This is a genomic window from Pseudoalteromonas byunsanensis, from assembly GCF_001854475.1.
GTDB lineage: Bacteria > Pseudomonadota > Gammaproteobacteria > Enterobacterales > Alteromonadaceae > Pseudoalteromonas > Pseudoalteromonas byunsanensis.
The window spans coordinates 45,589-65,280 of the sequence record NZ_MNAN01000034.1; the positions used below are offsets into that span (position 1 = coordinate 45,589).

19 protein-coding genes are annotated in these 19,692 nt (G+C 40.4%); 7 read left to right on the plus strand and 12 right to left on the minus strand.

Annotated features, from left to right (window positions below; all coding sequences use genetic code 11):
* The first annotated feature begins 10 nt into the window (after positions 1–10).
* Together BIW53_RS14540 and BIW53_RS14545 are read left to right on the plus strand one after the other, a co-directional pair.
* Entirely contained in the window at positions 11–1,354 is a 1,344-nt protein-coding gene (locus tag BIW53_RS14540) for a cytochrome ubiquinol oxidase subunit I (protein ID WP_070992736.1), read from the plus strand.
* Positions 1,347–2,345: a cytochrome d ubiquinol oxidase subunit II gene (locus BIW53_RS14545; protein WP_070992737.1), complete on the plus strand. Its 999-nt coding sequence runs from the start codon at positions 1,347–1,349 to the stop codon at positions 2,343–2,345. The genes BIW53_RS14540 and BIW53_RS14545 overlap by 8 nt, the downstream gene beginning before the upstream one ends.
* 138 nt (positions 2,346–2,483) lie before the next feature.
* On the opposite strand, the gene BIW53_RS14550 is transcribed toward BIW53_RS14545, so the two are convergent.
* Positions 2,484–3,119 carry a carbohydrate-binding protein gene (locus tag BIW53_RS14550; RefSeq protein ID WP_070992738.1) on the minus strand — a complete coding sequence of 212 codons (636 nt, stop codon included), beginning with the start codon at positions 3,117–3,119 and terminating at the stop codon, positions 2,484–2,486.
* A 609-nt stretch (positions 3,120–3,728) separates the two neighbouring features.
* Here BIW53_RS14550 and BIW53_RS20955 point away from each other — a divergent pair.
* Positions 3,729–4,349, plus strand: a complete 621-nt coding sequence (locus BIW53_RS20955; RefSeq protein ID WP_175442150.1) for a helix-turn-helix domain-containing protein — start codon at positions 3,729–3,731, stop codon at positions 4,347–4,349.
* A gap of 76 nt (positions 4,350–4,425) precedes the next feature.
* On the opposite strand, the gene BIW53_RS14560 is transcribed toward BIW53_RS20955, so the two are convergent.
* Together BIW53_RS14560 and BIW53_RS14565 are read right to left on the minus strand one after the other, a co-directional pair.
* Entirely contained in the window at positions 4,426–5,442 is a 1,017-nt protein-coding gene (locus BIW53_RS14560; protein WP_070992740.1) for a lytic murein transglycosylase, read from the minus strand.
* Positions 5,435–5,716: a YcgL domain-containing protein gene (locus BIW53_RS14565; RefSeq protein ID WP_070992741.1), complete on the minus strand. Its 282-nt coding sequence runs from the start codon at positions 5,714–5,716 to the stop codon at positions 5,435–5,437. The genes BIW53_RS14560 and BIW53_RS14565 overlap by 8 nt, the downstream gene beginning before the upstream one ends.
* A gap of 202 nt (positions 5,717–5,918) precedes the next feature.
* Here BIW53_RS14565 and minC point away from each other — a divergent pair, with 202 nt between their 5' ends.
* From minC to minE, 3 genes are read left to right on the plus strand one after another with little or no spacing between them, the layout of a single operon-like run.
* A complete protein-coding gene (gene minC / locus BIW53_RS14570) occupies positions 5,919–6,629 on the plus strand; it encodes a septum site-determining protein MinC (protein WP_070992742.1) in 711 nt (236 codons plus the stop codon).
* 5 nt (positions 6,630–6,634) lie between these two features.
* Positions 6,635–7,444, plus strand: a complete 810-nt coding sequence (gene minD, locus BIW53_RS14575; RefSeq protein WP_070992743.1) for a septum site-determining protein MinD — start codon at positions 6,635–6,637, stop codon at positions 7,442–7,444.
* Between the two features lies 1 nt (position 7,445).
* Positions 7,446–7,715, plus strand: a complete 270-nt coding sequence (gene minE, locus BIW53_RS14580; protein WP_070982931.1) for a cell division topological specificity factor MinE — start codon at positions 7,446–7,448, stop codon at positions 7,713–7,715.
* A gap of 139 nt (positions 7,716–7,854) precedes the next feature.
* Here minE and BIW53_RS14585 read toward each other — a convergent pair whose 3' ends face one another.
* From BIW53_RS14585 to BIW53_RS14600, 4 genes are all read right to left on the minus strand, one after another.
* Entirely contained in the window at positions 7,855–8,643 is a 789-nt protein-coding gene (locus BIW53_RS14585) for a hypothetical protein (RefSeq protein ID WP_070992744.1), read from the minus strand.
* 144 nt (positions 8,644–8,787) lie between these two features.
* On the minus strand, positions 8,788–9,918 hold the full coding sequence (gene rnd, locus BIW53_RS14590) for a ribonuclease D (RefSeq protein WP_070992745.1): 1,131 nt from the start codon (positions 9,916–9,918) through the stop codon (positions 8,788–8,790).
* 54 nt (positions 9,919–9,972) lie between these two features.
* A complete protein-coding gene (fadD, locus tag BIW53_RS14595; RefSeq protein ID WP_070992746.1) occupies positions 9,973–11,625 on the minus strand; it encodes a long-chain-fatty-acid--CoA ligase FadD in 1,653 nt (550 codons plus the stop codon).
* Positions 11,626–11,745: 120 nt separating this feature from the next.
* Positions 11,746–12,597: an alpha/beta fold hydrolase gene (locus tag BIW53_RS14600; RefSeq protein ID WP_070992747.1), complete on the minus strand. Its 852-nt coding sequence runs from the start codon at positions 12,595–12,597 to the stop codon at positions 11,746–11,748.
* Positions 12,598–12,809: 212 nt separating this feature from the next.
* On the opposite strand from BIW53_RS14600, the gene BIW53_RS14605 reads away from it, so the two are divergent.
* On the plus strand, positions 12,810–14,102 hold the full coding sequence (locus BIW53_RS14605) for an alkaline phosphatase (protein ID WP_070992748.1): 1,293 nt from the start codon (positions 12,810–12,812) through the stop codon (positions 14,100–14,102).
* Positions 14,103–14,124: 22 nt separating this feature from the next.
* On the opposite strand, the gene BIW53_RS14610 is transcribed toward BIW53_RS14605, so the two are convergent.
* The 5 genes from BIW53_RS14610 to BIW53_RS14630 form a co-directional block, all read right to left on the minus strand.
* Complete coding sequence (locus BIW53_RS14610) at positions 14,125–16,149, minus strand: EAL domain-containing protein (RefSeq protein ID WP_070992749.1); 2,025 nt, start codon at positions 16,147–16,149, stop codon at positions 14,125–14,127.
* 91 nt (positions 16,150–16,240) lie between these two features.
* Positions 16,241–16,534 (minus strand): hypothetical protein, encoded by a 294-nt coding sequence (locus BIW53_RS14615; RefSeq protein WP_070992750.1) that lies wholly within the window; start codon positions 16,532–16,534, stop codon positions 16,241–16,243.
* Between the two features lie 40 nt (positions 16,535–16,574).
* Positions 16,575–17,261, minus strand: coding sequence for a tRNA (adenosine(37)-N6)-threonylcarbamoyltransferase complex dimerization subunit type 1 TsaB (tsaB, locus tag BIW53_RS14620; protein ID WP_070992751.1), 687 nt, complete (start codon positions 17,259–17,261; stop codon positions 16,575–16,577).
* A gap of 1 nt (position 17,262) precedes the next feature.
* Entirely contained in the window at positions 17,263–19,173 is a 1,911-nt protein-coding gene (yoaA, locus tag BIW53_RS14625) for a DNA repair helicase YoaA (protein WP_070992752.1), read from the minus strand.
* 86 nt (positions 19,174–19,259) lie between these two features.
* Positions 19,260–19,496 carry a hypothetical protein gene (locus BIW53_RS14630; RefSeq protein ID WP_070992753.1) on the minus strand — a complete coding sequence of 79 codons (237 nt, stop codon included), beginning with the start codon at positions 19,494–19,496 and terminating at the stop codon, positions 19,260–19,262.
* Positions 19,497–19,692 lie beyond the last annotated feature (196 nt).

The window sequence follows — 19,692 nt, forward strand, 5'->3', positions numbered from 1 at the left end:
GAGGTGCGTCATGCTTGATACCTTGCTGTTGTCGCGAATACAGTTTGCAGCCAACATTAGCTTTCACATTCTATTTCCTACCATTACCATCGCGTTAGCGTGGTTTTTGGTTTTCTTCAAAGTTAGGTACGATCAGACTCAACATCCTATTTGGCTTAGAGCGTATCGCTTCTGGGTCAAAATATTCGCCCTGACTTTCGCCCTTGGTGTGGTCAGCGGTATCACCATGTCATTCCAATTCGGTACCAACTGGCCCGGCTTTATGGAGAAAGTTGGCAACATAGCAGGTCCCTTACTCGGTTATGAAGTACTAACAGCATTCTTTATGGAAGCCACCTTTTTGGGAGTCATGCTATTTGGTATGAAACGCGTTTCTGCAAAGGTACATACTCTATCGACGGTAATTGTGGCAATCGGTACCAGCCTATCCGCATTTTGGATCTTATCCCTTAATTCTTGGATGCAAACCCCCGCAGGGTTTGAAATTAGAGATGGGATCGTGTTTCCAACCGATTGGTTTTTGGTAATTTTCAATCCTTCATTTGGGTATCGATTAGCACATATGTTGTTGGCAAGTGGCCTAACAGCGTCGTTCTTAATCGCAGGAGTTAGCAGCTATCGACTGCTCAAAGGGGATGACAAAAAAGCCCCTCAACTCACGTTGAAAGTATCCCTCACCGTTGCGATGTTACTAGCGCCGCTACAGATGTTTGTAGGCGACCTGCACGGCTTGAACACCTTCGAGCATCAACCACAAAAAGTCGCTGCAATGGAAGGAATATGGGAAACAGAACAAGGAGCAGACATGTTATTGTTTGCTATTCCCAATGAGAAAACCCGTTCTAACGACTACGAAATTGCTATTCCCAATTTAGCAAGCTGGATTTTAACGCACGAGAAAAACGGTACCATTAGAGGACTTAACGAATTCAAAGACGCAACTCCCCCAGTTAAACCTGTTTTCTTTGGCTTTAGAATTATGGTTGGGATGGGCATGCTGATGATAGCCGTCGCTGTGTATTTTCGGATATCGCTTTGGCGCAATGATGCTCTCGCACCATGGCAACTTAAGACTCTTGTCGCAATGAGCTTTTCTGGCTGGATAGCGACGTTAGCCGGATGGTATGTCACGGAAATAGGTCGTCAACCGTACTTAGTCTCTGGCGTGTTACGCATAGAAGACGCTGTGACACAGGTAGCTGGCGATAATGTTCTGATTTCCCTCATAGCCTATTTGACTGTATATATGTTACTTCTCATCGCCTATGTCAGGACCCTTTTCTATACAGCTGACAAGTCTGTTGAGGTAGAAGAGTACCAAAAGACCTCAGTTGAGGAGAATGTTTATGCTTGATGCGCAAACTCTATCTTTTATCTATGCCTCGTTGATGGCACTGGCGATTTTGCTCTACGCTGTACTGGATGGTTACGACTTAGGCGTAGGCATACTACTACCAACCGATAACGAAGAACATGCCGATACGATGATAGCCTCTATAGGTCCTTTTTGGGATGCTAATGAAACTTGGTTAGTACTAGCAGTAGGTCTTGCCCTCATTGCCTTCCCCCTGGCTCACAGCATGATCTTGCAAGCACTCTACCTACCGGTAACAGTAATGCTCATTGGCCTGATAATTCGCGGTGTCGCTTTCGATTTCAGAGCAAAAGCCAAAATAAAGCGCAAGTCTATGTGGAATAAACTGTTTAAACTAGGTTCAATCATTAGTGCATTCACACAAGGCTATATGCTTGGCCTATACGTAATGTCGTTTGATCAAAGTGCTCTTGCTGTCGTGTTTGCATGTCTCAGTGGTGTTGGCGTGGTTGCAGCCTATGCTTTGATAGGTGCAGCATGGCTAATCCTAAAAACACAAGGCAAACTACAACAGCAGGCTATTTGTTGGTGTCAAATGGCGACGCGTATGGCCTTTTTAGGCGTAGTCGCAGTCTCAGCTATAAACCCGATAATCAATCATAGTGTATACGAGCGCTGGTTCGAGTCAGAGATTCTACTATTACTTTTACCTATGCCTATCATCTGTCTATTTATGTTTGTAATACTTGATAGAGTGCTTATCAAACTAAAGCTACATCCTGATATTGGCAGTTGGCTGCCGTTTCTGATCTCATGCGTGATCTTTATATTGTGTTTCTTTGGCTTGCTTTACAGCTTTTACCCTTATGTGGTGCCGGGAAAACTCACTATTTTCGAAGCGTTAGCTGCGCCTGAATCACTGAGGTTTTTATTCTATGGCGTCGTAGTAGTTGTGCCTACTATCCTTGCGTACACAGCGTTTTCCTATCGAGTATTTTGGGGGAAAGTTCAGCCGCTTTCATATTACTGACATTAAAAGTTAGTAAAACAAAGAATTAAGAATTCATTACACACTTGTAGGCATTAATGCCGTATCAAAAAGGCAGCATGTTGGAATGCTGCCTTTTTTTTCGATAATGATTACCAAGTAAGTATTTAATTACCCAAACTAGGGCGCAATCTTTACACAATCATAGAGCATCTGCCAAGCAGCAGTGTTTTGCTTGGGAGATTCATTTACCCACCAACGCGCTTCATACACACTGTTTTCGTACGTAACTGTGTGACCTTTTTGATAAACAGTGTGTTCACTCCACTCCTTTGCATCACATTTAGGTGTTAGGTCTCCAAAAAAGCCCGTAATGCTGGCTAATTTACCATCTTTGCTAGTGCCATAGTCTACACCTTCAGCCAATACAACAGCGCCATCAAAGCCACTAATTCTCCAATTAAATCTAAGAACTTCGTTTCCTTGGGGTCCATGTATATCTATTTCTGAAACAAGCTCACCCTTAACTTGCAAGATGCCAACCTGCTTCATATCTTTATGAAAATTAGAAATCCATTGATTGATTTTTTCATCTGAATCGATTGTAAATTCAGATGAACTCGGGTCTTTATAGGTGAAATTGTGTGTCACAGACCGCTTTAAGATATCGAACCTGTTAGCATCTGACTGTTCAGACCAAGCACTTATATATTGCTTAACATTACTCTTGAGTTGCTCCTTGGCAGATTCACTCGCCAGTACTGTAGATGGTGCAGCCAACGCCACAGACAAAAAAAGCATGTTTATTTTATTCATCAGTTTCCCTCGTTTATGTGTTTATAAAGAGTATTCTGACTTGCTTACAGTTTGCCGTCTGTATGGATAAGAAATGACTAAAAATCTATTTATGCAAATTTTTCAATATATTAGTAACGGTTAGTTTAGCTAAACTGATCAAGCTAATGGTTTTAAATGATGCAAACAACTTACTTAAGGAAGGTAATTGTGATGATAGAAGATTTGTATTTGGCTAGCTGTTGTATTGCCCTATTCTGTTCTGGATTAATATTTAAGCAACACAAAACGAGCGATAATAACTCAAGCTTTCTACATAGCGGATTTTTTGCGTTATTAATTATACCGTTAACTGGCTATATAGGGGTGCGCTATGGAGAGCTTCCTGACTTTATTATCAAGCTATCTCAGTGTGTTATCTTGTTATTCTGTGCACTCATATTTCTTCACTACCAACGCAAGAAAGCGTCATTTTATCATATAACCCTACACATGCTGCCATTTACAGTGTTCTTCCTTTTAAGGATCAGTGATATAGCAACCCACTCTCTTGGCTTGGTAATAGTCTATTTTGTTGTAATTTTTAGCTATCTAGCGACAAGTATATTTGCTTTTAGCACAGTAATTAATATGCGTTCAAAATACGAACTGGCAAATATCGTCACCGTCATTGCTATAGTGTGTTTGGCTGGCTTAGTTACTTTTTGTTATTTAAATAACTCCCCTTGGATACTACCGCTGTGGCATATGCTCAATCTACTTATTTGTTGCTATATTACCATTAGCGCATTCAATGCGGCGTACACTCCTAAAAAGGCAGAGGAGCTTGGAATTAATAAGGCACTTACAATAAAAAAAGAACGACTACTAGACAAAGAGACTGCAAATAGCCTTTCACAGCAAGTGATTCGACTATTCACAGCTAACAAAGTGTATCTCGATAACGCTCTTTGTCTGAAAAAACTTTCTGCGCAGTTGAATCTAACTACTCATCAAACTTCAGAGCTACTGAACGTGCACATGAAAAGCAGCTTTTATCGACTATTGAATAGCTATAGGGTTCAACACGCATGCAACCTCTTAAAAGACCAGAAAAACGCTTTCACAATAACTGATATTATGTACAACAGCGGATTTAACAACAAAAATACCTTTTATAAAGAATTTAAACGTCATACGGGCACTTCGCCGAGTCAGTGGGTAAAGCACAATGCACGTGAAGCAAAGGACCTAATACAACAACTTTCTTAAGGTATGGCATGAACAGAGCACGCAAATGTGACTGTGTATAAAAAAGGCCGGATATCATTCCGGCCTCAAATATGTCTTATAACTTTGGGTAAGCTATTCTGTCTGACAAATACCCTACGCTTGTTGCGAAATAGTATGAGCGGTTCCAATGCATTAAGGCCTTATAATTGTCGTACGCCAGATACATGCGACCATTAATATCGTCTGGCATTACCAAAGCAGCTGTAACGTCTACTTTTGGCAAATCAGAACCGTCTGCACGGCGTAAGCCTAAAGCTTGCCAATCAGCCAAGTTACGCTCAGATTCTTTCCAGTAATTAAGCCACTCTTTGCGTGTTTTTGTGCCGCGTTTGAGAATATACTTATTGTCAAAGTTTACAGGCAGCTTAACCTGTCTACCCCAAGTCAAATTGTCGTTCCAACCTGCCTGTTTGAGGTAATTGGCAATTGAAGCAAATGCATCAACCTCGGTCGTCCAAATATCTTTTCGGCCATCTTTGTTGTAATCAACAGCATATGAATTGAAAGAGGTAGGCATAAATTGAGTTTGACCCATCGCCCCTGCCCAAGAGCCTTTAAAGTCTTCAAGTGTAATATGGCCTGACTTTAAAATATCTAACGCAGCCCATAGCTGGCGTTTGTATAGCGCTTCTCTGCGTCCGTCGAACGCCAGTGTTACCAAAGCGCTGATCACAGGATAACCACCTTGAATACGCCCAAAGTTACTTTCGAGCCCCCACAGAGCAACGATAAACCTAGCTTGCACGCCGTATTCTTGGGCTATTTTCTCTAAGATTTCTTTATGTTCTTTGTAAAGCTTGCGAGCTTGATTGATTTTCCACTGCGGTACACGCTTAGGTAAGTAGGTTTCTAGCGTCTCTACTACCTCTGGCTGATTTTTATCTGCTGTTATAACCTTTTTCTTAAACTTTACTGTAGCAAATGCACTATCTATTAATGCTTGATCGTACCCCTTTGCTTGAGCTTCAACTTTTAAGTCAGCAACATACTGATCGAATTTTTCTTGTGTATTAGCCCAAACAGAACTTGTCAGACAAAGTGCGCCTACAAGCACTGATAACTTTTTAATCACTGGACACTCCATTTTCTGTTTTAAATTGTTCTAAAAGATTTTCTTCTGGTGGAGGAAGCTGTAAGTAAAATCCTTCACTGCTTAACTTCTCCTTAACCAAAGCGATATCTGCTGCTCCTAGCTTGTCTCGTTTAGATAAATTAAACATCATAACGAACTGTGGTCGGCCAAACATGTTCATTAATGGCTCTGGCACTTTTGTAAAATCGTCGCGCTTTTCTACATAAAGGTAGGTATCAGCTTTTTTTGAGCTTTTATATACAGCAGTGAGCATTATAACCCTATAAATTCTTGCTTATGTCTAAACGGCACTATACCATGACACTCATTGTATTTGGAAAGTTTTGCGACTTACAAACGTTTAAAATACGGGGCCAAAATAACAATTACGCCCTGACAGACTCATTTTTTATTCCACATAAAAATAATTAATAAGAGACTGTTGAAGTATTAAGTATGCATTTTATAGAGCGCTTATGTCAGAACAAACATTTGAGTTAAAAGGGAACCTTTTTACCCTGTCTGTGTTGCACTTGTTCTCGGTTGACATCAAACAACTTAGCAAGGCACTGGACGAAAAAATATCTCAGGCACCCAAATTTTTTATCGGTGCCCCGATTGTTATTAACCTCGCCAAATTACAGGATGCCGACGTTGATTTTGAAACGTTAAAGCAAACCCTCGTTGATTTACAATTAAATCCTGTTGGTATTTGCAACGGTTCTGAACAACAAAATGAAGCAGCTAAATCTGCGGCACTATCCGTTTTAAACTACAGTAAAGACAATGCAAAACCTGTCGCCACTAAAACCAGCGATACCGAAGTGGTTGAAGTTGAGAAAGAAGTTTATTTACCACCACAGATTGTTCACGCCACCGTTCGTTCAGGTCAGCAAATATATGCTAAAAACAGAGATTTGATTGTCATGGGTGCGGTCAGTCATGGTGCGGAAGTGATAGCTGACGGAAATATTCATATTTATGGTACTTTAAGAGGCCGAGCAATTGCTGGGGCTCAAGGATACGATGACGCCGCAATTTATTGTCAGCGTCTTGAAGCCGAATTGGTTTCTGTTAATGGCAGTTATTGGATCAGTGATTCTTTGCAAGGAGAACATTGGGGACAGGCTGCACAAGTAAAACAAAAAAATGATTCATTAGAAATAACAGCTTTGGTCAAAGGATAAATCACATGGCAAAAATTATTGTCGTAACTTCGGGTAAAGGCGGTGTAGGCAAAACTACGTCTAGCGCAGCTATTGGTACTGGCCTTGCACTTAAAGGCTACAAAACAGCCATCATCGATTTTGATATTGGCCTTCGTAACTTAGATCTAATCATGGGTTGTGAGCGCCGAGTCGTTTACGATTTTGTAAACGTTATCAATGGTGAAGCAAATCTAAATCAAGCGATGATCAAGGATAAACGTGTAGAGAAGTTATACATACTTCCGGCATCACAAACGCGCGACAAAGACGCACTAACTAAAGAGGGTGTTGAACGCGTTTTAAATGAAATGAAAGATAACTTTGATTTCATCATCTGTGACTCACCAGCGGGTATTGAAGCAGGTGCTATGATGGCACTATATTTCGCTGATGAAGCGATCGTTACAACTAACCCAGAGGTGTCATCGGTTAGAGACTCAGACCGAATTCTTGGTATTTTGCAAAGTAAATCAAAACGCGCAGAGATGGGTTTAGAGCCTGTAAAAGAGCATTTACTGCTAACTCGTTACAACCCAGAGCGTGTTGCAAACGGTGAAATGCTATCAGTAGAAGACGTACAAGAAATACTTGCTATCGATTTACTTGGTGTTATTCCAGAATCAAAAGCCGTACTTAACGCATCGAACTCTGGTCAGCCAGTTGTACTTGATAGCGAGTCTGATGCCGGACAGGCATATAGCGATGCAATTAATCGTTTGTTAGGTGAAATTATCGACTTCCGTTTTCTTGATGTAGAGAAAAAGGGTTTATTAAAACGGATTTTTGGAGGTTAACGTGTCATTACTTGACTATTTTCGTTCAGAGAAAAAGAGTAGCGCATCGCTCGCCAAGGAGCGTTTGCAGATCATCGTTGCCCATGAGCGCTCAAAAAGAGGCACTCCAGATTATCTGCCACAACTCAAGCAAGATATTCTTGATGTGATCCGTAAATATGTAAAAGTTGATTCTGATGCAGTAAACGTTCAGTTTGAACAAAATGAAGATGATTTAGCTGTTTTGGAGCTTAACGTCACTTTACCAGATGACGATAAAGAATCGAAATAGCTGAATGAAAACTACGAAATCTACCTGCTAGCTATACTAAATCAAAGCCAGCAGGTAGATATTTATCTATAAACTCTTTGTATCAACAAACCTACCCACAAGCCTTTTAGCAATAGTAGCCAACGTTGTCGACCACTTTTTATTTTTGCGCGCAATACAACCGAGCGCTAGATTGGCAGTATCTTGAATCAGTACTTCTCCACCAAGCGTCTGATTTGCTTGCATTACCTACTTGTGCTACGCCAGGATCATTATAGGTTTTTAGGCATGATTCAGTATGTCCACTGTCGCCAGTGGAAAATGAGTTTGTCCAGACGTATAAATTAGTTGTAACTTGATTTAAGTTTTCATCTATATTGATAGGTGACAATAAACGGTTAGAATAAAAATCTTGTTTGTTATTGGCAACCTTCGTGCCATTTAATAAGTAGTATTCATGAGAATGGGAGATTGGACTAGTCGCTGAACGATAGTCACTACTTAGGGCTATAATCGCTCCATATGTGCCCTGTGGAGCATATTCAGATGCATCTGCTGCAGATTGACATATGGCATCGACTTCATCTCGATAGTTATCAAATAACTCATAGCCTCTGAACTGTTGACTCGTTACAAAAATCGCTTTAGCGTCTTGTGGAATTTTCTTAACGAGATCATCGGCAATTGCTTCGCCTTTAACTAATAACACCCACCGTTGGCTATCTTCTACAGGCGTAGGGTTTTGAGCATTTACATTAATATTAGTCGTGGCAACAAATAGGCTACCACTTTCTCCCTCTCTTACTACTTGCCCCGCCGAGTAGCTTGTGGTTGCTGACCAAATAAGATTATTTGTATCAATATTTAGCGCACCAACATAGTCGTTGCCATAGGCTGATGATGCAGCGAAAAGAAAAGTACAGGTCGATAATAGCTTTTTGATTGTCATATCCACTCCTTGTGTATGTTAGCTATCGTACTTGCAATTATACCGCACCTTTATTAGGTACACAAAGGAACTTTAACATTTCCCGCAACATACACTTGCCCTGTCTTTCAGCTCATCTCGTATTCGCAATGCTTTTCAGCTTAATTACACATCCCAATCTTTAAGCACATCTTTAACAAGTTCATAACGCCATGACTGCAACAAATCTGGCTTTAGTAGAGAGGCTCGCTCTTCTGCGGTTTTTTTCCAATTCCAACTAATCAGTTGATTTACTTGCTTTTTAGACGCCAATACATCTGCTGGTATGTCATTACTCTCAGCAATATGTTTGATCTTCGCACTAAGCTCTTTTGCCGCTTTTTTGTAATTTGGGTAATCTATCAAGCGTAATAGTTTTTGCGGGCATTGCGGTTCTGATATCGATTTGCCCTGCTCTACGCAGGCCAAAATTTCTTTACCTGAGCGGTTAACTTCCATCGCTTCAATTCCTGGTATATTACGCAATCCGCTCAGTGAGGTTGGGCGACGTTTAGCAATCTCCACCATATTGTGCTCTTTTAACACAAAACTTAGTGCGAGATTTTTCTTCTCAGCTTTGTTGCGTCTCCAAGCTGCTAGCTCCTTTAATACGGCTAAATCTCGAGGCTTTAGCTGCCAAGCATTTTTTACATCCAGATAGACTTGGTCATCAGGTACCATAAAAGCACGCTTTTTAGCGATCAATTCACTTTCAGCAACCACAATATCCATCAAGCCACGCTCGCTTATCTGCTCGTAGATAGATTCAAAACAAGGCATTAAATAAAATACATCGGATGCCGCATAGTCCAATTGCTTTTGAGTTAGAGGCCTTTGTAGCCAATTTGTTCGAGATTCGCTTTTGTCTATTTCAACTTCCAAGATAGTGTTAACCATATTAGCAAACCCGACACAGTTACCCTTCCCTAATACTTGAAGGGCAAATTGCGTATCAAAAATTGGCGCCGGTACAAAACCTGCAAATTTTTGGAATACTTCAATGTCTTCAGAAGGTGAATGAAGTATTTTTAATACTTCTGGGTTTTGAAAAATATCCCACAAAGGTGATAGATCTAGCTCTAGAAGAGGGTCTATCAAGGCAAGTTGGTTCTGGGCATATACTTGAATTAGCGCGACTTCTGGATACAAAGTACGACGACGCATAAATTCCGTATCTAAAGCAACTACCTGTGCCTCAGCGATATTTTTGGCAAAACCATTTAGCTCGATTTGTGATTGAATTACTCGATACTGCACTGCGTCTCCTGGACATTTTATTGCAAAAAAAAGCCGGCTTATGCCGGCTATTTTTTATTCCTTTAAGGCCCGACGAAGGATCTTTCCAACGTTTGTCTTTGGTAGTTCATCTCTAAACTCTACCAATTTCGGTACCTTATAGTTGGTCAAATTATCACGACAATGCTTGATTATATCTTTTTCTGTCAAAGATGGGTCTTTTTTCACAACAAATACTTTAACTTGTTCGCCACTAACTTCATGAGGCACGCCAACAGCAGCTACTTCCAATACACCTTCGTGCATTGCAACGACTTCTTCCACTTCATTTGGGAAGACATTAAAGCCAGAAACGATAATCATGTCCTTTTTACGGTCAACAATATAAAAGAAACCTTCATCGTCATAGGTTGCAATATCACCAGTTGCAAACCAACCATCTTTCAAGCACTCTGCGGTAGCGTCTGGTCGATTATAATATCCAGCCATGACTTGTGGGCCTTTGACGCAAAGTTCTCCTGCCTCACCTTGTGCCGCTTCGTCGCCATTCTCTAGAACTATTTTCAACTCAGTGCTCGGCGCAGGTAATCCGATCGAACCATTGTAACCATCTAGGTCATAAGGACAAATCGTCACCAAAGGTGCACATTCTGTCAGCCCGTAGCCTTCCATTAGCTTGCTACGAGTAACTTTTTGCCAACGTTCAGCAACTGGACGCTGTACGGCCATACCACCACCTAGAGACATTTTTAGGTGTGAAAAGTCTAATTGCTCAAACCCAGGAGTGTTAAGCAATCCGTTAAATAACGTATTTACGCCTGTAATAGCTGTGAATGGGTACTTAGACAACTCTTTAACAAACGCTGGCATATCACGTGGGTTAGTGATCAAAATATTGTGACCACCATACTTCATGAATGTTAAACAATTCGCTGTAAGTGCAAAAATATGATAGAGCGGTAGTGCTGTGATCACAATTTCTTTGCCGTTATCCAGAACTTTATCTAGACAGCCTGATACTTGTTCTAAATTGCCAACCATATTGCCATGAGTCAACATTGCACCTTTTGATACGCCAGTGGTTCCACCTGTATACTGCAAGAATGCTAAGTCACTTAAATTAACGTCTGGCACTTGATACGCGCTTGGGTCTGCGTTTACAACATCCTTAAAAGCAATAGTCTGAGGTAAAGAAAACTCAGGTACCATTTTTTTGATATGTTTAACGACAAAATTAACCAGATGTTTTTTAACCCCCCCCATCATATCGCCAATCTCTGTTAAAACTATGTGTTTAACCTGAGTCTGAGGTAGTGCTTTTTGCAGTGTCTGTGCAAAATTCGCAAGGATGAAAATTGCCTTGGTTTCTGAGTCATTAAGTTGGTGTTCTAGCTCTCGGACTGTGTACAATGGATTAACATTAACAACCGTGCAACCAGCACGTAAGATCCCTAAAATTGCTAGCGGTGTTTGCAGCAAATTTGGCATCATCACCGCAACTTTATCACCCTTACCTAGTTTTAGGGTGTTTTGAAGATAGCTTGCTACAGCCTTTGTTTTTTCATCAACTTGCTTATAAGTCAATGTCTTTCCCATGTTGCTGTATGCGGGTAAAGACGCGAACTCGGTAAAACTTTTGTCAAACAATTCAAGCAATGAGTTGTAATGCTCTGGGTCAATAGTTTCAGGCATACCCTCTGGGTAGCGCTTTAGCCAGATTTTTTCCACTCTTAGCTCCTGCGTTTTAGTTATTTTTTTGATACGTTACCTTAATCTATATAAGGCGCTTTAACAATTGAGCAAATACTCTAATTCGGTGATATTCCCACATTTAATGGAAATATACAATTATGTTACTGTATTTCTATTCAGATGCTGTTCAATCAAACTGATACATTGTTGGGGGTTACCCATATGACAATGATGTCCTCCTGAAACTTCTTCAACGGTTATCTGTTTAAACCCTTCGATAAACAAATCACGGTTATTTTTAACAAAATCATAGCCTTTGTCGCTTACGACCAACAAGCTAGGTGTAGTTACTTCCTCTAAAACAGCTTTGGCTTGTGTAACAGAAAAACGAATCGCGGAAGCTGTTTTAAGCCTTGGATCGAAAGTTAAGTAAAAGCCACCTTCCACTTGTTGTGAATTCCTTTGCATCAGTAGTGCAGCATCTTCTTGGGTGAGGTCGCCTGCGTTGCTTCGTGCTGTGACCAATGTTGCAAAGTTTGCATAAAGACGTTTTTTGAATTTATCGCTCGCTTGGCGATGCTCAAAAGCTTCCAAAATTTGCTTTCTAATTTCCTGCTCTGGTGTGCACACCAGCCCAAAACCTTCTATCATAGTCAAACTTTTTACGCGCTGTGGGTATAAAGATGAGAACAACCCGCATACCATGGCCCCCATAGAGTGGCCAACCAAATGACAACGTTCAATTTCTAAAACATCTAATATATTCAATAAGTCATATACATAGTCTACGAAATAGTAATGTGCATCTGTAGATCGCCATTGCGACTTCCCATGACCCTTGAGGTCAATTGAAATCCATTGATATGAATCACTCGCTCTCTTAACCATCGGCGTAAAACTATTACTGTTATCAAGCCAGCCATGTACACACAGAACGACTTCACCTTCGTTATTTGTTGTTTGCGCCGCAATTCCTATCCTTTGCAGGGCATCTATCGCATTTTTCATTCGAGTCACATATATCTCATATTGCATTGCGTACAATTACTTTATCATCACGACTTACAATACGTACAACTTTTAGATAAAGGTACATGCGTCGCTGACAGGTTAGTCAATAATCATAGTATGTGACCTTAGTTTTATCTCATTTGTAAATTTTTGCGCCAGTTCGTTGTATCATGTACAAGAAAAACACGGGAATACAAAGGATATTCAATATGAAAAGATCACTCAGTGTACTTGCTGCAAGTATTGTTTTGAGTACTAATGCGTTTGCCGCATCAACACCTAAAAACATTATATATATGATTGGTGACGGCATGGGCCCAACTTACACCACTGCATATCGATATTATATGGATAATAAGCAGACCAAAGACGTGGAACCAACAGTCTTCGATTCAATACTGGTTGGCATGGCTCATACATACCCAGATGATGATACGATTGTGACAGACAGTGCAGCTGGGGCAACGGCGCTTAGCACAGGTAAAAAAAGCTATAATGGCGCGATCGCCGTGAACTCCGATAAAAAGCCTTTAAAAACCATGCTAGAGCTCGCAAAGCACAAAGGGATGACAACTGCACTTGTGGCAACTTCACAAATCAATCACGCCACTCCAGCTAGTTTTGCAGCTCACAATGAATCGCGTCGCAACTATGATGAAATTGCTAATGACTATATTGATAATAAAATCGCAGGTAAGCTTCCGGTCGACCTGATGCTAGGTGGCGGAACCAAATACTTTGTTCGAGAAGACAGAAATCTAGTTGCAGAATTTAAAGCATCTGGATACACCTATAGTGATGACATAAGTAACCTTGACAAAATAAAGTCACTCCCAGCTCTTGGACTTTTCGCACCAGTGGCAATGCCTTTTGCGATTGATCAACACCCTGATCGTCTGGAAAAAATGACTGATAAAGCCCTGTCATTACTGGACAATAAAAATAAGCAAGGCTTTTTTGTTATGATAGAAGGCAGTCAAATTGATTGGTGTGGCCATGCCAATGACATAGCCTGTGCGATGCACGAAATGCATGACTTTGCCAATGCTATAAAAGTAGCGAAGCGCTACGTTGACCATAACCCTGATACTCTTCTTGTCGTTACAGCCGACCATTCAACTGGTGGCTTAACATTAGGTGCTGACGGTCAGTATCGCTGGGAAAGAGATGTAATAAAAGGTGTAAGTGCTTCTGCTGAAGTAATGACAAAACAAATGTTAGCCAATGATGATATTGAAGCAATATGGACAACGGCGACAAAGCTACCTTTTGACAATCAAACCAAACTGCTGCTTGATCAAGCTAAGTCACAAGGTGAAAAAGAGTTAGCGCAAGCTATTAAGTCTATTATTAGTAAGGCAAGTTTCACCGGCTGGACAACGAGCGGACACACAGCCATAGACGTACAGGTGTTTGCTTATGGTAAAGGTGCAAACCAATTCACTGGCTCTCAAAATAATACCCATATTGCAGATAAATTGATTTCATTTATTAAAAAATAGCCCTTGTACCAGAGGCGATTAATTACACCGCCTCTGATTTTGCTAACAGTCCAATAGCCTCTTCTATCGGCATTGCTTGATGGTATAAAAACCCTTGAACACAATCGATATTGGCGGCTTTTACCACTCGCTCTTCTTCTTTGGTTTCCACCCCTTCAGCAACAGTCTTAAAACCAAGCTGAGTACACAACTGAGCTAAGTGTTTGTAAAGCGTTTCTGACTTACTATTGTTAGACACGGGTAATAAACTTCTATCCAATTTAATGGTATCTATATTGAGTTTTGACAATACTGACAAACAAGAATACCCGGTCCCAAAGTCATCCATTGCACAGTGAATTTGATGTTGTTTAAGATGATTGACTACCTCGATAGTGGCTGCAAAATCTTCTATATAGCTGGATTCCAAAAGCTCTACTTCAACTTGCCCCTCAAAGCGAGAAAAAGCTTTCACTACCCGCTTATATCCGCCGTTTAACAAGTTATCAGGTGAGATATTAAAGCTGACCTTTGGAGCGTACCCTGCTTTTGAAAACCGCTCTAGGTCAACTTCAAGTTGATCTATCACGAAGTTATCGATTACCTCAAGTAAATTGTGCTTCGCTAACGTATCTAAAAACCAAGGTCCCTGTACCGAACCATCGCTATTACACAATCTAAGCAGTGCTTCAAAGCCCATTATTTCTTTGCTTTTAAGTGCTATTTTAGGCTGATAATAAAGCGTCAAAGCACCTTTATTCAATGCGTCAGTAACTTGCTTTAGGCTATGATGTTCCAGTTGTTTCTCACTGTGGTGAATCGCAAACATGCTTTCTGCTTTATCTTCGATTTTACGACCTGCTGAATAGCGCTTTACTAGCATATCCAATGCTTTACCAGACATACTGTGGCGTTGGTAGATTTTAAGGAACGGATAATAAACGGCTACATTCAACAACACTAATACCAGTTGCAATAACAGCGCAGTGTAGCTTTGCGTTAATAACCACGCATTGATAAAGATAGGCGTAAACCAGGGTACTGTTTGATCTGGTACTAAAGTAATAACACCCAGTGACAAACAATAATATGCAACAATAGCGTTTAGCATGGGGGCTAACAAAAACGGTAGTAATATATACGGATTAAAAACAATAGGTAAGGCATAGATCATTACCTCACTGATGTTAAATACCGCTAATGGCAGTGAAATTTTTGCAATATGTTGCTCATGACGAGCCCCTTTTAATAAGAAACTAGCAATGATAATGCCCCAAACACAACCAGTCCCACCTAGTAAAACAAATACAGAAAAGAAATGATAGTTTTCAACTGAAGGACCCAAAAGATAGTGTGTGAGATGCGTCGGCGCTAAAATTTGATAGGTGTTATCTCCGTGAACACCTAGAAACCAAAACAGGTGAGAACTTAACAATTGCACAAATAGCTTACTTAAAGCACTCAGTTCAACTTGAGCACTTGACAAGGTATGTGCAAACCAGCTGGCGGTATTATCAACATATGGAAATAACATCAGCGTGATTGTTGTTACTGCCATATACGGAAAGATCAAATTAATATGCTTTCTTAAAAATAAACTGATAGAGCTTACATTTACTATCCTAAATACCTGCATTTTCATTAAATATGATAATAAATAACTGCAAAATATTGGCATAAACAAGGAATATAATACCCCTTGGGTTTGATCAATATGAATACTGCTATTTTCAATATACATATATCCAGTTGTAGCAGTAAAACAGGTGATCACTAAAATAGGCGCAGCAATTGTGTGTACCTTAAGGTTCTTGGCCAAATGATAAGAAAATGAGATCAAAGTCAGCAAGGGGAACAATCCCCATACGAGTTGATTAAACTGATTTAAATATTGGTGATCATACCCTTTCGCCGCTATATCAAGCCATTGATTTAAAAGTGTTATTAAAGACGCGACAATAAAGAATGGAATGAGTGCAATGTATCCCTCACGTAAAGACAGTATCATCGTATTAGCAGATATTTTTACTGCCAATCGATTAAACTTGTTTAGTATTGAAGTAGACAAATACAGACTCGTTTTTTTCTTTAAACAATACCGAGTTTTTTAGAGAATACAAATAGAAGACTTAAATAAAGCTTGAATAATTTTCACTCGATCATGCATATACATTTACGCCAATCAGACTTTCAATATCACTACGACGCTGCTGATTATTAATAGCCATGTAAGTACTAATTGCCTTACTTGTCTTAAAGTCTGGTTGATCATATATGGTTGAGGTAAATTCACTTTGCAGTTTTTTAGCAAGCTCAATACCTCGTTCAGACGTTTTCACAAAACTGACATTGTCAGCTGGCTTCGGCGCAGATTCAGCTTGTTCACGGGCTTTTTTAATGGCCGGTTTAAGCTGATACGTGTGCTGATTTTGTAAAATTAGTTGCGTTTTCATTGTCTGCACCGAAATAGACGACTACTTTAAAAATATAAGATTATTCTCGACCTGGCAACTTTTTCCAAGTAACAGTATCTCTAACATAGTGAGGTTGTGCATCAGCAGCTTTTACAGTTAAGCCTTTAGTGAAGGCATCATCACCAAGTTCAAGCATATAAAATGCATCAGGTAAGCAAATTTTATCACTCACCATTAGGTTGTTAGACTCAGCGACCTGTGGGTATGCCTGCCAAGCTGTACCGACGGCACTGATTGCACTGTCATAATGCTTAACATCCTCTGGCGAACATACCACTTCGTCGTCAATTGCCGTCAAGCTTCCATCGTTTGACATTTCATACTGTGCAAGATATATCTCGCCCATACGAGCATCTATACCACTTAAAACTTGCTCGACCTTCAGTTCGCGAATAGCTTGTAGGGCCATTGCTTCTAGCGTTGACACCCCAACCAGTGGTAGCTTAGACGAATAAGCTAGCCCTTGCGCTATCGCAACACTAATGCGAACACCAGTAAAGCTACCTGGGCCTCTACCAAACACAATGCCATCAAGCTCTTTCAATTGGCAATTTGCACTGCCCAGCATTCGCTCAATCTGTGGGAGGATTTTCTGGCTATGCTGCTGTGGGCATTCCTCAAAATAGCGGTAGGTCTGCCCATTAAAGTGTAGGGCCAAACTTAAAGCTTCTGTAGATGCGTCAATTGCTAACAAGTTGTGTTTCATATTATTCAATATTCTCAAGAAATGTCGTTGCGGTTTCCAAGCTTCGTGTTCTTTTCATAGCTGGTAAACTCTTTAAAAATGTCTGACCATATTTTCTCGTAACTAGACGATTATCGCAAATAACTAGCACTCCTTTGTCAGATTTATCACGTATCAATCTACCAACGCCCTGTTTCAAGCTTATTACCGCTTGCGGTAGCTGAATTGTTGAAAAAGGTTCCTTACCTTGCATCTCTGCATCCGCCATACGGGCTTGTAATAAGGGATCATCTGGTGACGTGAAAGGCAATTTATCAATCATAACACAACTTAGGGTATCTCCTCGCACATCGACACCTTCCCAAAAGGACGCTGTGCCAAGCAAAACTGCATTACCATGTCTAACAAATTGTTCTAAAATGATACGCTTTGAGGATTGCCCCTGCATAAAAATTGGATATTCAAGCGCTGTACTGAGTCCCTCATAAACTAGGTGCATAACTCGATAACTGGTAAACAGTAAAAATGTCCTTCCTTTAGCCGCGTCAATAAGTTGCTTAGCAATCTTGACCAAAGTGTGAGGCATCAAATCATCGCCACTTTCAGGTAAATATCGGGGTAAACACAATAATGCCTGATTTTGATAGTCAAATGGACTTGCGACAATGCTTTGATGGTTAGGCTTTAACCCTAAACTGGCGTTAAAATGCGCCAGTGAATCGTCAACTGACAGTGTTGCTGAAGTAAATACGAAACTCGCCTTGGTTTTTTCAACAATCCCTTTAAACTTAGCCGAAACATCTAGTGGCGTTATGTGAATGGCTATATATCTGCGAGATGTTTCATACCAGTAGCTATAGCCGGTTTGAGAAACATCAAAGGCGCGTTCCATTTGTCCTTTAAACTTCAATACACGTTCGAATGGGTGTTCTATTTTTTCGCTTCGATCTAAACAGGTTTTCAAAACCTGATACAAAAAATCAAGATCACTTATCACTCTGTGTAAGGCATCACATACAGGCTTATTCGCCAAAGCGGCTCGCCAATCCCCTCTACCACCATCCACGCCAAAAGATATTCTCAAGTCAGCTACGCTGGTTTCTAGTTTGTTGAGCGTTTTACCAAGTTGCAGCATATCAGGTATATCTGAGCGATAAATGAGGCGAATATCGTTGATTAGGTCACCAAGTTGCTTGGTGCTAAATGTCTCACCAAAATAGTCACTGGCGATCTGTGGCAGTTGGTGCGCTTCATCAAAAATATAATTGTCAGCAGTAGGCATCAACTCTGCAAAGCCCGAATCCTTAACCGCCATGTCTGCAAAAAACAAATGATGGTTGATAACCACCAAGTCAGCTTCCATCGCTTTGAGCCTTGCTTTACGAATATAACAACGCTCAAAATCAGGACACTCTTTGCCTAAACAATTGTCCGCCGTTGAGTTTACATAAGGTAAAACTTTCGCATCTTCCTCTATGCCAACACAATCAGCCAAATCACCACTGTCTGTTTCTGTGGCGAATTTTGCAACCATCGCAAGCTGATGCATGATATCAGGGTCATCACTGGGTACATGCGCCACATGCTGTGATAGTCGATACGTACACAAGTAATTTGCACGACCTTTGAGCAACGCGGTTGTTTTTGCAATTTTTAATGCTTTTTGCAAAGTCGGTAAGTCGCGATGATAGAGCTGTTCTTGCAGCGCTTTTGACCCAGTAGAAATGATAGATTTTTGCTTACTTAAAAGCAAAGGAGCCAAGTAGGCAAAAGTTTTGCCCGTACCAGTGCCAGCTTCAACAACACATTGACCATTATTAGCAATGGTTTTTTCTATAGCCTGAGCCATTTCAATTTGCGGTTGTCTTGGCGTGTAGCCACTGAACTGTTGAGCAAGAGGGCCTTGTTCAGAAAAAACGTGTTGAATAGACAAGATATAGGTTAGTTATTGGATTTGGCTCGATTGTAAAGAGTAAACCCCCTCAGAGCAAGCCACCGAGTCTTTTCAATGCTCACCAGTTATGCCCAAGTGTCTAAATGCGTCTCATCATCTTCTTCTTGATCATTCTTTTTAGCATTTTTTCCTTGCTCAACTAATTCTTGCTCTTTTTGCTTTCTACGTTGCTCTTGCAGAGCAGCTTTGCGCAATCTTACTTTTTCAATCGCGCCATCTTTTACGCCAGCGATATAAAACATAGACTTATGGTCTACTTCTAAGCGAGCTATATTTCGTATAAACGGTGCTAATACATCCATAACAAGTGACCTCGTTATCAAAAATCTACCTATATTATCGGCAGTTATAAGATATGCTTTAGAAACCAACAAAAAGTGCTTGCACTGAGTTCTGTTTTTATGGTTTGCTAATAGCATAATTTAAGCATAACTAATTTTTTAAGAGTTAACCATGTTCAATACACTGACAGCCGTACATCACCACCATCATTCAACG